This window comes from Kribbella sp. NPDC004875, assembly GCF_042873375.1.
Taxonomy (GTDB): domain Bacteria; phylum Actinomycetota; class Actinomycetes; order Propionibacteriales; family Kribbellaceae; genus Kribbella.
This window is the reverse complement of record NZ_JBIALI010000004.1, coordinates 1-12,012: the sequence shown is the minus strand read 5'-3', so window position 1 is coordinate 12,012 and position 12,012 is coordinate 1. Positions and strand designations below refer to the sequence as shown.

Genomic DNA, 12,012 nt, shown 5'->3' with positions numbered 1-12,012 from the left:
AGGGTGCCGAGATGAGCGGTGCGACTGGGGGCCAGGCTGTCTGGGACGCAGCGGTGGTCGGCTGGCGCCGGTTGGCGCAACGGCCGTCGGCAGACGGAGTATTCAGCTGGGAACGGTACGACGAGGCCGACTGCTTCTGGTGGGCCGGTCGGCCGGGCAAGATCGCGCACCAGCTGTTCCTGAGCACGCCGTCGAGGGAGGCAATGACTCGATTGGTGCGCCTCGCCGTGGACTCCTCTCATGACGGAGACATCTCCGTCCGGATTCTCGATCGGGAGGATCTCGCGGCGGCACTCGACGAATTCAACCCGACCTCGACGAACACCGCGCCACTGATGCTCTGCGAGCTCGCCACTCGTCCGGTGTCGCCGCCGTCGACGTTCACCACCGCGATCATCGGCGACTCCGAGGAGCGGGCCCGGCTGCTGCGCATGGTCGGCGGCGTGTACGACGACACGGACGGCCTCACCGGCTTCTTTCACGGCGCCGGTGCCGCCGACATCGTCGGAGCCTTCGACGGCGATCGTCTGGTCTCGTCGGCGACCATCGTGAGAGCTGGGGACACGGCGAACCTCTGGTCGGTCGCAACCGCCGAGGAACAGCGTGGCCGGGGTGCGGCGTCGGCTGTCGTCACGGCGGCGCTGGATCATGCGGTTGCGCTCGGGTGCTCGCTGGCGGGCCTCGGGACGTCGGACGAGCTCGTGCGCTGGTACAGCCGGTTCGGGTTCACCGAGGTCGGACGCGAGCGCAGCGCGCTGATCAGCCAGCCGGTCAGCCGCCAGTTACGGTGATCGCGGCGGCCTGCCGGCTCGCTCAGGCCGTGCTTGTTGTCTCGGTTGTCGTTGGCGAAGTGGCTCAGCGAGACCATCAGGTTCAGAGGTTCCATCGGTCCGTCCTCCAGGTCCGGGGTGCTTCTACCTGGACGTCGGAGCTGGGTCGTGAACCTTGACATGCCTTGGCTAGGAATCGTGTTCGGTGACCTTCACCAGCTGTCGGAGGAGGTCGTCGAGGCGGGTGCGATCCGCGGTTGGCAGTTGGTGGATCAAGTCCTCCTCGACCCGCTGGATGTCGCCGATCCCCCGCTCCCAGAGCTCGTTCCCCGCAGGCGTGAGCGTCGCGAACACCTTGCGGCGGTCGTCGCGGTCATGCGAACGCTCGACGTACCCACGTCGCTCGAGCGCATCGAGCCGATTGGTCATCGCGGCCGCGGACATGGTGAGGCGCTGCGCCAGCTCGCCGGGCGTCGCGCGGTACGGCGTACCGCCGCGGCGGAGCATGTGCAGCGTCTTGAACTCCCACAACTGCAGCCCGTACGCCGCGAGCACCGCCTCGCGCCGACGCTCGAGATACCGGGTCAGGACCTGCAGGCGGACCGTGATGCCCTCGACATCACGGTCCAGGTCATCCAGCTGCCCCGCCCACAGATCGACGTGCTCGTCCACGAAATCCTTCACCCACCCGACCTTTCAGCGACTGAAGGTTAGTTGTCAAATATTTCGATGTCGAAATACCTTCGCCTCATGACTCACATCGCAGCCACCGAGATCGCCACCGCCGCCCTCCACCTGATGCGCGCCGGCCAGTGGTCAACCGCGACCAACCTCCTCAACGCCGCCACGACCGACGACGCCACCGAACGCGCCACCCTCGCGCTCGCACTCGCCGAGGTGACCGTCGACCAGGACTTCGGCCGGCAGACCGACCACGCGTCCGCCGCCCTCACCGCCGCAGGCGCACTCCTCGACGGATCCTGGGATCTCGCGCTGCTCACGTTGCGGAAGGACTACGCGACCGCCCTCTTCCAAGCAGGCGAGTCAGACCTGCGCACGCGCGCGCTCGCGCTCATCGAGGAAGCTCCTGACGACGCTCACCGGGGCGCGGCGTACTTCTGGGCCGGCACGATCGCCGACAACGTGTACGAACAGCCGACCGAGGCCGTCGACCACTACACTGCCGCGTTGGAACTCGGCGAGAAGACCGACGACAAGTTGCTGATCGCCCAAGCGCTCCGCCACCTCGGCTACCACGCCCACGCCGCCAGGGACCTCGCGCTCGCGCGGACCCAGTGGGAGCGGTCGGCCGAACTCCTGCAGGAAGTCGGACACCTCCGCCCCACCCTCGCCCAGCAGACCATGCTCGCGACCCTGCTCCGTGACGAAGGCGACGCCGAAGGATCCCGCGCGCTAGCGACCGAGATCAACCGCTGGGCACGTCAGCTGGACGTCCCGTTCATCATCCAGGAGACCGCCGACCTCATGGCCTGAGCGGTACGCCGAACTCCGCGGGCAGCCCGGCGCTGAACGCGACATGATCCGGCGCGCGCCCGGGTGGAACGAGGCCCACGGACCGCAGCAGACCATCGGCATCCAGCGCCGTGAGGTTCGCGTGATGAAGGATCCACGGTGGATGGTGGTTCGGCAGGTACCAGGTCCGGCCGCCGCGCTCGACGTGCAGACCCCACCGCGCGGTCAGGAAGTCCTCCAGCGGGCCGGCCCGCAGGGGTTCGCCCATCTCCACGCCGACAAGCGACTGAGCGCCGGACCCGCGGACGGTGGAGGTGTACGTGTGGTGGCTGCCGTTGCGTTCATGACCCATCCGCGCCCACCGGTACGGCAGGCCGAAGACACTCCGCGCGGCCGCCACCACGGCCAGCCGGTTGGCGTCCAGACTCAGGAACACGACACCACGCCGGCCGCTCTCGTCGACGGAGTACAACCGGATGTTCGTCTCCAGGAACGTGCCGAAGTACGGCACGGCCGGGCCGTGCGGCGGTCCGGTTCCGACCATCCGGAACGGAATCAGGCCGAAGTACGTGCGTCCTTCGAACGTGTCCGGTCGCGTGCCCGGCGGGAAGAACCGCGCGACCGCCGACGGATCGATCGCCCAGTGCAGGAACGTCAGATCAAGCCACTGCTGCCGCAGGATCCGCGGCCGCCGCAGCTCCGGCGCTTCCGGCCAGATGGCGTCCAAGATCAGTCCGCGGTCGGTCGGACCTCGCAGGTCGGCTTACCGCCGTTCAGGTCACACACGAGGTACGCCGTCCCCGCGTCGGCCGCCGGCTTCCACGGCATCACCGCCTCGCCGGACAGCAACGCGTCCAGTGTCTGCAACTCGGCGTCCCGCTGCTCGGCGTGATGCCGGTACCCCGCCGCGCCGAGCGCCAGCGCGATGGCCATCCCCAGCAGGTTCACCTCGGTGGGCGCCTCCGGAACCGTGGCACCCTCCACCGTCTCCAGCTTGATCCCGCGCTCCGGAACCTCCACGACCCGCGCGACATACCGCTCAGCAGTCATGCTCCTGAGCGTAGCCCCAGGGATCCCCGAACCGGCAGATCCCTGGGGCGTGCCCGCTAGCGGACGCCGAGGAGGTGTTCCATGGCGAGTTGGTCGAGCTTCTCGAAGGCGAGGCCGCGGGCGCCGAGGGCGTCCGGGTCGTACTTCGCGTTGCGGAGGTCGTCGAGCGACTCCCCCGCGGCCAGCGTGGGCTCGGCCAGTTCCGCGACGCGGGCGGCGGCCAGCGCCTCGGCAACCTCGGGGTCGGCCCGGAACGCCTGCACCTTGTCGCGCAGGATCAGGTAGTTCCGCATGCAGGCGCGGGCGGTCTCCCAGACACCGTCCTCGTCCTCGGTGCGCGGCGGTTTGTAGTCGAAGTGGATGTGGCCGTCGTACGCCGGGTAGCTCCCAGAGCCCTGCAGTACGTCGACCGTCCAGAACGCCTCGCGCAGGTTCCCGGCCCCGAAGCGCAGGTCCTGGTCGAACCGCGGACCGTGCTGCCCGTTGAGGTCGATGTGGTACAGCTTCCCGTGCCACAACGCCTGCGCGATCCCGTGCGCGTAGTTCAGGCTCGCCATCTGCTCGTGCCCGACCTCGGGGTTGATGCCGACCAGCTCCGGGTCCGCGAGATCGTTGATGAAGGCAATCGCATGCCCGATCGACGGCAGCAGGATGTCGCCGCGCGGCTCGTTCGGCTTCGGCTCGATCGCGAACCGGATGTCGTACCCCTGCTCGCGCACGTACGCACACAGCAGGTCCATCGACTCCTTGTACCGGTCGAGCGCGGCCCGCACGTCCTTCGACCCGCCGGACTCAGCGCCCTCACGCCCGCCCCAGAGCACGTACGTCGTCGCGCCCAGCTCGGCCGCGAGGTCGACGTTCCGCAACACCTTCGCCAGCGCGTACCGGCGTACCTGACGGTCGTTGGCGGTCAGGCCGCCGTCCTTGAAGACCGGGTGTGCGAACAGGTTGGTCGTCATCATCTCGACGGCCATGCCGGTGTCGGCCAGCGCCTTGGTGAACCGCTCGAGGGTCTGCGCGCGGGTGCTGTCGTCCGGGACCACGTCGTCGTCGTGGAAGGTGACCGCGGCGGCGCCGAGTTCGGCGAGCTTCTCGACCGTGTGCACCGGGTCCAGCGCGGGGCGGACCGCCGTACCGAACACGTCGACGCCCTGCCAGCCGACCGTCCAGAGGCCGAAGGAGAACTTGTCGTCCTTCGTCGGGGTGTAGTCGTTCATTGCGCAATCTCCTGCCATTGTCGGGATGCCGAGCTGGCCTCGACCGCGGCCAGCACGCGCTGAACCTGCAGACCGTCGGCGAACGACGGTCGCGGCTCGGTACCTTCGGCGATCGCGGTGACCAGGTCGACGGCCTGGTGGGTGAACCCGTGCTCGTAGCCGAGCAGGTGCCCCGGCGGCCACCACGCGGCGACGTACGGGTGCACGGGTTCGGTGGCGAGGATGCGGCGGAAGCCCGCCGTCCTCGAGTCTTCGGTGGCGTCGTAGAAGTGCAGCAGGTTCATGTCCTCGAAGTCGAACGCCAGACTGCCGAGGCTCCCGTTGATCTCGATCCGGATGCCGTTCTTCCGGCCGGTCGCGAACCTGGTGGCCTCGAACACGCCGAGTGCCCCGGACCGGAACGTGGCCAGGAAGACCGCCGCGTCGTCCACGGTCACGGGTCCGCGTTCGGTACCCGCGGTGCCGGCCAGCCCGGAATGCTCGGCCGCCACCGGCCGCTCCTTCACGAACGTCTCCAGCCGGGCGCTGACTTCACCGATGGTGTCACCGGTGATGTACTGCGTCATGTCGATGATGTGCGCGCCGATGTCACCGAGCGCACCGGAACCGGCCTTCGCCTTGTCCAGCCGCCAGGACAGCGGCGCCTCCGGGTCGGCGATCCAGTCCTGCAGGTACTGCGCCCGCACATGCCGGATCGTCCCGAGCTTGCCGTCGGCAACGAGCTGCCGGGCCAGCGCGATCGCCGGCACCCGGCGGTAGGTGAACCCGACCATCGACCGGATCCCCCTGGCGGCGGCCGCCTCCGCCGCGGCCGTCATCGCCTCGGCTTCCTCGACCGTGTTGGCCAGCGGCTTCTCGCACAGCACGTGCTTGCCGGCCTCCAGCGCGGCGATCGCGATCTCGGCGTGGCTGTCGCCCGGCGTGCAGACGTCGACCAGCTGGACGTCGTCGCGGGTGAGCAGCTTGCGCCAGTCGGTCTCGGCCTCCTTCCAGCCGAGCTTGACCCGGGCCGCCTCGACGGCTTCGGCGTTGCGGCCGCACAGGACGTTCATCTGCGGCTCGAGCGGCAGGTCGAAGAAGCGCGGCGCGCTCCGCCAGGCCTGCGAATGGGCCGCTCCCATGAACGCGTAGCCGATCAGGCCGATGCCAAGGTTCGTCATGACTCTCCTCTGCTCATCTCAGTCGGGTCGGCGAAGACCTGGTCGACGGCGATCTGCGCGCCGCCGCGGACCGCGGCCGCGAAGCCGAGCCCCGAGCGGACCACCCGGCAGCCGCCGCCGTCCGGCGCGAGCACGCGCTCGCGCATCGCCTGTTCCAGCGGTTCTTGCAGCCACGGCCCGAGCACGGCGAAGTACCCGCCGAGGACGAGCACGTCCGGGTTCAGGATGTTCACGAGGATCGCTCCGCCGATCCCCAGCCAGCTGCCGACGTCCTGCAGCGCGGCCAGCGTCCGCGCGTCCCCCGCCTCGGCCCGCCGGACGATCTCGGCCAGCCGGCGTTCCACATCGAGCGCGGGATCCCGGGCCGGGTCGTCGTTGTCCGTTGCCTTACGCAACAGTGCGCTCAGGCCGACGACGGTCTCCCAGCAGCCGGTCCGCCCACAGCCGCAGATCTGCCCGGGCGGCGCGACCGGCATGTGCCCGACCTCGCCGCTGTACCCGTGCCCGCCACGCAGCAGATGCCCGCCGGAGACCACACCACCACCGACACCGACGGCGCCGGTCAGCAGCACGAGGTCGTGCAGGGGCTCGTCCCCGGTCCGCCGAAGTTCGGCGTACGCCGCCAGCGTCGCCAGGTTCGCCTCGTTGTCCACGTGCAGTGGGTACGTCGGTGCGCCCAGCCGGCTCCGCATCTCCTCGGCGACGGACAACTCGCTCCACCCGAGGTTCGGCGCGAGCTTCAGTTCGCCGGTCTCCACCTGGACGAGTCCCGGGAGGGCGAGCGTGACGCCGGCCACCCGTCCACCGCGGGCCTCGACGGCCGTGACGGCTTCCTGGACCAGGACGGTGAGGCGGTCCAGCGTCGTACCGGGGTCGAGGTGGGCGACGTCGACGGGGACGCGCTTCTCGAGGACGACCTCGCCGGCCAGGTCGAGCGCGACGACCGCGAGGTACTCGACGTTGATCTCGGCGCCGATGCCGCAGACGCCGGTGCCGTCGAGTTCGACGAGCTGTCCCGGGCGCCCCAGCGCGCCGCTGGAGTCCGCGCTGCCTTCGCGCAGCAGGCCGCGTTCGACGAGCTCGGCGACCAGGCTGCTGACGGTCGCCTTGTTGAGCCCGGTGTCGTCGGCGATCCGGGCGCGGGACCGCGGACCGAGGTCGCGGACGTGCCGCAGGACGACGGAGAGGTTGTTGCGCCGAAGCGAGACGTGGTCGGCGGCAACACCCCTGCCCCCGGGGCGACGACCGTCGGTCAACGTCATCCGGCACCCTTCTCGCGACTTTGTCTGTTGATCCAACAAACTAAGTTCGAGCGCGTGCGTCGTCAACCCTTTGCGGGAACCTAAGGGCTAGAACAGCTCCATGCTGTCGGACGTCGCGGTGATCACCGGGTTGTCGAAGTACAGGCGACAGGCGATGGCGTGACCGGAGCAGGTCAGCAGCGCGGGCCCGGCCGCGTCGACGACGCGGTAGGCGACCGGATGCTCACAGCGCTCGACCTCGCCCTCGTTCTCCAGGCCGCAACCGAGCACGTGGCAGGTGACGGTGTCGCCGACGTTCATCAGCGTCAGGCCGTGCTCGGGGCAGACGCCCCAGCCGACACCGCAGGCCTGGCCCTCGTTCGCGGCCAGCCGGACGAGCTTGCCGGCCGTGACCTCGAGCTTGCTCGCCAGGTCGCGGAAGGTGGTGGCGGCCTGGTCGAGGTCGCGCCGGAAGCGCCGGAGCTCAACGGACTCGGGCATGTTCTGGGTCGCCGCCTGCAGGTCCTCGGCGAGTGTCATCGCCGCGACCGCGATTTCGTCGACCCGGACCGGGGTGTTGAACTGGCGCAGCGCCGTACCGTTCTGGACCCGCGGCCGGTCACGTACCTCGGACAGCCACTGCGAATGCGGCGCCTCGGTCTGCTGGTCGACCCGCAGTTCCGCGATCTGCTGCCCGGACTGCCACTCGGACGACGCCGCGATGTCAGTGGACGGTTGCGGAGCGTGACCGTTGTGCCCGTTCGCGTTCTCGCCGCCGTTCGCCGGCTTTCGGTTGTCCTGTGCGGTCCGCCCGTTCATACAGCCTCACTCGTCCGGTGCCTGGGCACCCGCCATTACGCGTCCCCTGTAGTGCCCCCGGTGGAAGATCGTGCCATGCGCGCGGCACTCGCGACCAGAGGGAAAACAAAAGGGATTCCGAGAGTCGTCAGTCCGTTGCTGTGAGGTGTGTCCGGAGGAATTCGACCGCCCGGGAACGGGCGTGGAACGCCGAGTTCGGCGGATCCTCGCGCAGGTCCCGGGTGAGGACCGCATGCGCGCCGCGGGTATATCCGTCCGGGTTACCAGGCCCGGAATCGAGCTCGATCACCTCGAACGCGTCGCCGAGGTGTGTACGCAGAGTGCTGAAACGCTCCGCCGGCGCCATCCGGTCCTGACTGAACCGCATACCGAGAACGCACAGTCCATCGGTCCTGGTGCGATCCTTGATCACCTCGAGTTCCCGCTCCGACAGACCGGGATCCTGCCGCCGCTTCTTGCTCACCGGGAACGGCGTCGACGGCTGGCTCAGGACCGGCGCCTTCACCACGTCCTCGACCGCGGTCGCGAGCGCGAACCCACCGGTGAAGCACATCCCGATCACGCCGACGCCGAGCCCCGGCGTACGTGCCGCCAGGTCGACAGCCACGGCCCGCAGGTACTTCGTGATCGGGCGCTCGGCGTCGACCGCGAAGCAGCGGAACTCCTTCGACACGCACAGCCGGGCGAGGGTGCCGAGCACGTAGCCGTTGGTTTCCGCGCGTCCCGGCGTACCGAATGGTGACGGGATGACCACCGTGAAGCCTTCGCGGACCAGGTGTTCGCCGAAGGCGGCCACCTCCGGCGTCAGGCCGGGGATCTCGGGGATCAGCACCACGCCCGGCCCGGCGCCCTTCTCGAAGCAGTCGTAGGTCAGGCCGCCCCCGGTGAACGGCGCGCGCCGCCAGGAAGCCAGGTCCACAGTCATGCGGAGCAGCTTAGAGTGCCCGAGCAGTCACAGACTGCCGCCCGGGATCTTCACGAAATGATCTCAGTCAACCGTCCGTCAGATCTCTATTGCATTACGGACAGTTGACGGTCGCGGAGCGTGACGATGTAGGGTCCACGCGAATTTCCGTTCATTCCTGGGGGATCATCATGCGACCGAATCGGCGTCATGTCCTGATGGCAGGGGCCGCGGCGACCGTCGCAGCCGTCGCGACCAGTGAGGCTTCGGTGGCGCAGACGGCCGTGGCTTCGGACCCGTACGGGTCCGGCGCGCTCGGGGACTGGACGGTCCTCAGCCACGCGATCGCCCCCGAGGCGACGATCACGTACGTCCGCGACAACGACGGCGTGTACATGTTCGGCGACAGCATCGCGGTGCAGGACGCCAAGGCGCTCGCCTCGCAGCTGATCGCGCGCAGTGGCAAGACCATCGCGGTCCACAACTGGTCCGGCCGGCCCACCGCCCCGGCAGTCGACGCCTTGCAGAGCTGGGCGACGCAGTACGGAATGCCGCGCCGGATCCTGATGGCGACCGGGACGAACGACATCTTCAACCCGCCCGCGTTCGGCCCACAGGTGGACCGGACGATGCGGATCGTCGGCTCGAAACGAACCGTGGTCTGGGTCAACGTGCAGTGCGCGCGGACCGCCAAGTCCGCGGCGGTGCAGCTGGCGGATCAGCGGAACAGCGCGTGGATCAACTCGCAACTGTCCGATGCGGCGAAGAAGTACCCGAACCTGAGAGTCGTCCATTGGGCGGAGTCGCTGGCGGCGTCGCCGACCCACCTCACGACGTACCTGCGGGAAGGTGTGCACACGTCGGTCCCGGCCGGTCAGACCGCGCGCAACAATCTGATCCTGCAGGCGTTGCTGGGTTACTGAGTCAGGGCTCGTAGTGCTGAACGGCTCCCCCGGTTGAGAGATCGACGAGGGCGTGGGCCAGTTCGCGCGCGTCGGCGAGGACTTCGTCGCGATCCATCGTCAGTAGCTGCCGGTCCCGTACGACGACTTGGCCCGCGACGAGGACCGTGACGACGTCGGACGCGCGCACGGAGTACACCAGGGCGGCCCGCGGGTCGTGGATCGGCTGGTTGTGCGGACCGGAGAGGTCGACGAGCGCGATGTCGGCCTGACGGCCCGGCTCGAGGACGCCGACGTCGTTGCCGAGACCCGCCGCTGTCGCACTGCCGCGAGTGGCGAGCCGCAGGGTGTCGGACAGGGTCATCCACGCCGCGTCGTGCTCGCGTTGCTTCTGGGTGAGGGCGACCATGCGGATCGCTTCCCAGACGTCGAGGGTGTTGTGGACGGCGGCTCCGTCGGTCCCGATCCCGACGGGAACACCGGCCGACCGGAGGCCCTTGATCGGGGTCACCTCCCCCATCGCGAGCTTGAGGTAGACCTTCGGACTCGAGGCGACGGCGACGCGATCGGCGTACCGCTCGAGGATCGGGAGATCGGACGCGCGGATCCCGCATCCGTGGGCGATCAGGACGCCGGCGTCGAGTACTCCGGTCCGCTCGAGCACCTGCATCGGCGTGACCCCGTGCTTGTCGAGCGACGCCTGCGTTTGGTCGTCGGTCTCGGCGGCGTGCAGGTGGATCCGCATTCCGTCGGCGCGCGCGAGTTCCGCCGTACGGCTCAGGTCGTCGTCGGTCACCGTGTACGTGGCGTGTGGTCCGAGGCTGGCGGTGACGCGGGGGTGGAGGTGGTTGAGCTCGCGGGTGGTCTCGACTGCCGCGTCGATCGCGTCCTGGCCGGCTGAGGAGAAGAACGTCGGGGCGAGGTCGGCGCGGATCCCGGACTCGATCGCCGCCGCGGCGATCTGGTCGGCGTGGAAGTAGTGGTCGACGAACGTGGTCACGCCGGCCAGCAACATCTCCGCACACGCCAGCCGCGCACCGACTCGCACCCGGTCGGGTGTCAGGTTCACCTCCATCGGCCAGATGCGCTGGTTGAACCAGTCCTCGATCGACAGATCCTCGGCGGCGCCACGCATCATCACCATCGGGCTGTGCGTATGCGAGTTGATCAACCCTGGCACCGCAAGCAGTCCGGTCCCGTCGATCACGTCACCATCGAAAACGCGATCGCCACCAGCACCGCCATCACCGCCGCCGCCGCCATCGCGATCGCCCGCCGCACTGGCCGTCGGAGCGATCGTCGTGATCCGGTCGCCCTCGATGTGGATGTCCTGGGCCTCCTCGACCCGGCACTCCCCCACCTCGGGAACAACGAGCACCGCGACATTGCGAATCAGCATTGACCCTCCCGACGATTGCGCAGACCCACGTCAGTCTTGTCGATCTTGTCGATCGCCGGGTTCACGCGGTGTGTGCCGGTGGGGTCGACGTGGAACGTGAAGTTGTGGGGTGTGGTCCATTGGAGGGTTTGGCGGTCGAGGCGGTGGACGGTCCATCCGCGGGCGTGGGTTTTGACGCGGTGGGCGTAGCGGCTGAGTGGGGCGAGGTTTGTGGTGTTGGTTTGGTGGGGTGGGCCGAGTGGGTCGTAGGGCTGGATGTGGTCGAGGTCGATGGTGGTGCGGGATTCGCGGGTGCCGTAGGGGAAGAGTTCGACGGGGTGGAGGAGTTTGATGTGTTCGCGGATCTTGGTGGGGATTTCGTAGGCGTCGGCGCTGATTGCCTTGTTGAGGTCGATGACGGGTTTGACGGTGTAGGGGCCGTGGCCGATGAGTTCGGTGAGCTGTTCAGCGAGGAGCGGACCGATGGTTTCGGCACGCACAACCCCGGCGCCGGTCGCCAGGGTGTGGTCGGTGAGATGCACAAAGACCTCGGTCTGCCCGGGCCGCAACTGTCCACCGCCGTGGGGTTTGGTGTGGGCGGCGTGCCTGATTTGGGCGAGACGTATGTCGAGAGCGCGGCGGGCAGCAGGATCCATCGCCCAGCCGTCGTCTGCGGGGTCATCGGAGTGAGCCGCGGTTTCGGGCTCGAACGGTTCGATGATTTGCCTGCAGGGATCGTCGAGTGGATCCGGCAGGTTGCTGAAGCTCGGGTGGGGTGCGTCGCGATCGGCGTCGTCGCCGTCGCCCGGTTCCACGCACCCGGTGTTCCACTCAGCCAGCAGATCGTCGTCATCGACGCCGAAGCCTGTCCCCCGCATACACACCGCCCAAGCAACATCAGCTCCACCAGGAGCGCTCGTCCTGGCGGGGATGGGGCCCTCGGCGGGCGTTGGTGTTTCGGCGGATGGGGGTGTTTGGGTGGGTGGATGGTGGGGGTTGTTGCGGGCTTGGGTGAGGAGTTGTTCGGTGTAGCGGGGGTCGGCGAGGATGCCGATGGCGTCGGCGCGGCGGTGTTGGAGCGGGCGGGTGTCGCCGATG

General features: G+C 68.9%; 12 protein-coding genes and 1 pseudogene. 3 read left to right on the top strand and 10 right to left on the bottom strand.

What is annotated here, in order from left to right:
* The first annotated feature begins 11 nt into the window (after positions 1-11).
* Complete coding sequence (locus tag ACFYRH_RS22450) at positions 12-791, top strand: GNAT family N-acetyltransferase (RefSeq protein WP_387778387.1); 780 nt, start codon at positions 12-14, stop codon at positions 789-791.
* 168 nt (positions 792-959) lie between these two features.
* Here ACFYRH_RS22450 and ACFYRH_RS22445 read toward each other — a convergent pair whose 3' ends face one another.
* Entirely contained in the window at positions 960-1,454 is a 495-nt protein-coding gene (locus tag ACFYRH_RS22445) for a MarR family winged helix-turn-helix transcriptional regulator (RefSeq protein ID WP_387778384.1), read from the bottom strand.
* 66 nt (positions 1,455-1,520) lie between these two features.
* On the opposite strand from ACFYRH_RS22445, the gene ACFYRH_RS22440 reads away from it, so the two are divergent.
* Positions 1,521-2,264 (top strand): hypothetical protein, encoded by a 744-nt coding sequence (locus ACFYRH_RS22440; RefSeq protein ID WP_387778381.1) that lies wholly within the window; start codon positions 1,521-1,523, stop codon positions 2,262-2,264.
* Here ACFYRH_RS22440 and ACFYRH_RS22435 read toward each other — a convergent pair.
* The 7 genes from ACFYRH_RS22435 to ACFYRH_RS22405 form a co-directional block, all read right to left on the bottom strand.
* Complete coding sequence (locus ACFYRH_RS22435) at positions 2,254-2,970, bottom strand: YqjF family protein (protein WP_387778378.1); 717 nt, start codon at positions 2,968-2,970, stop codon at positions 2,254-2,256. The two genes, ACFYRH_RS22440 and ACFYRH_RS22435, sit on opposite strands and share 11 nt — an antisense overlap.
* Positions 2,971-2,972: 2 nt before the next feature.
* Positions 2,973-3,293, bottom strand: a complete 321-nt coding sequence (locus tag ACFYRH_RS22430) for a hypothetical protein (protein ID WP_387778375.1) — start codon at positions 3,291-3,293, stop codon at positions 2,973-2,975.
* 56 nt (positions 3,294-3,349) lie between these two features.
* A complete protein-coding gene (xylA, locus tag ACFYRH_RS22425; RefSeq protein ID WP_387778372.1) occupies positions 3,350-4,510 on the bottom strand; it encodes a xylose isomerase in 1,161 nt (386 codons plus the stop codon).
* Positions 4,507-5,670: a Gfo/Idh/MocA family protein gene (locus ACFYRH_RS22420; RefSeq protein ID WP_387778369.1), complete on the bottom strand. Its 1,164-nt coding sequence runs from the start codon at positions 5,668-5,670 to the stop codon at positions 4,507-4,509. The genes xylA and ACFYRH_RS22420 overlap by 4 nt, the downstream gene beginning before the upstream one ends.
* Positions 5,667-6,932 carry an ROK family protein gene (locus ACFYRH_RS22415; RefSeq protein WP_387778366.1) on the bottom strand — a complete coding sequence of 422 codons (1,266 nt, stop codon included), beginning with the start codon at positions 6,930-6,932 and terminating at the stop codon, positions 5,667-5,669. Before ACFYRH_RS22415 ends, ACFYRH_RS22420 begins: the two co-directional genes overlap by 4 nt.
* 87 nt (positions 6,933-7,019) lie before the next feature.
* On the bottom strand, positions 7,020-7,730 hold the full coding sequence (locus tag ACFYRH_RS22410; RefSeq protein ID WP_387778363.1) for a hypothetical protein: 711 nt from the start codon (positions 7,728-7,730) through the stop codon (positions 7,020-7,022).
* A 127-nt stretch (positions 7,731-7,857) separates the two neighbouring features.
* Positions 7,858-8,655: a dienelactone hydrolase family protein gene (locus ACFYRH_RS22405; protein ID WP_387778360.1), complete on the bottom strand. Its 798-nt coding sequence runs from the start codon at positions 8,653-8,655 to the stop codon at positions 7,858-7,860.
* A gap of 170 nt (positions 8,656-8,825) precedes the next feature.
* Here ACFYRH_RS22405 and ACFYRH_RS22400 point away from each other — a divergent pair, with 170 nt between their 5' ends.
* Positions 8,826-9,557, top strand: coding sequence for a hypothetical protein (locus ACFYRH_RS22400; protein WP_387778357.1), 732 nt, complete (start codon positions 8,826-8,828; stop codon positions 9,555-9,557).
* Position 9,558: 1 nt separating this feature from the next.
* Here the strand turns inward: ACFYRH_RS22400 and ACFYRH_RS22395 are convergent, their stop codons facing one another.
* Together ACFYRH_RS22395 and ACFYRH_RS22390 are read right to left on the bottom strand one after the other, a co-directional pair.
* Positions 9,559-10,935 (bottom strand): amidohydrolase, encoded by a 1,377-nt coding sequence (locus ACFYRH_RS22395; RefSeq protein ID WP_387778354.1) that lies wholly within the window; start codon positions 10,933-10,935, stop codon positions 9,559-9,561.
* Positions 10,929-12,012: pseudogene (locus ACFYRH_RS22390) on the bottom strand (hypothetical protein); the annotation flags it as partial. The gene ACFYRH_RS22395 and the pseudogene ACFYRH_RS22390, both read right to left, overlap by 7 nt.

Bases quoted from the DNA above. Each gene is read 5' to 3' on its own strand.
- ACFYRH_RS22430 (WP_387778375.1), bottom strand. From the start codon at position 3,293: ATGACTGCTGAGCGGTATGTCGCGCGGGTCGTGGAGGTTCCGGAGCGC.
- ACFYRH_RS22400 (WP_387778357.1), top strand. From the start codon at position 8,826: ATGCGACCGAATCGGCGTCATGTCCTGATGGCAGGGGCCGCGGCGACC.
- ACFYRH_RS22440 (WP_387778381.1), top strand. From the start codon at position 1,521: ATGACTCACATCGCAGCCACCGAGATCGCCACCGCCGCCCTCCACCTG.
- ACFYRH_RS22395 (WP_387778354.1), bottom strand. From the start codon at position 10,935: ATGCTGATTCGCAATGTCGCGGTGCTCGTTGTTCCCGAGGTGGGGGAG.
- ACFYRH_RS22450 (WP_387778387.1), top strand. From the start codon at position 12: ATGAGCGGTGCGACTGGGGGCCAGGCTGTCTGGGACGCAGCGGTGGTC.
- ACFYRH_RS22415 (WP_387778366.1), bottom strand. From the start codon at position 6,932: ATGACGTTGACCGACGGTCGTCGCCCCGGGGGCAGGGGTGTTGCCGCC.
- ACFYRH_RS22410 (WP_387778363.1), bottom strand. From the start codon at position 7,730: ATGAACGGGCGGACCGCACAGGACAACCGAAAGCCGGCGAACGGCGGC.
- xylA (WP_387778372.1), bottom strand. From the start codon at position 4,510: ATGAACGACTACACCCCGACGAAGGACGACAAGTTCTCCTTCGGCCTC.
- ACFYRH_RS22420 (WP_387778369.1), bottom strand. From the start codon at position 5,670: ATGACGAACCTTGGCATCGGCCTGATCGGCTACGCGTTCATGGGAGCG.
- ACFYRH_RS22405 (WP_387778360.1), bottom strand. From the start codon at position 8,655: ATGACTGTGGACCTGGCTTCCTGGCGGCGCGCGCCGTTCACCGGGGGC.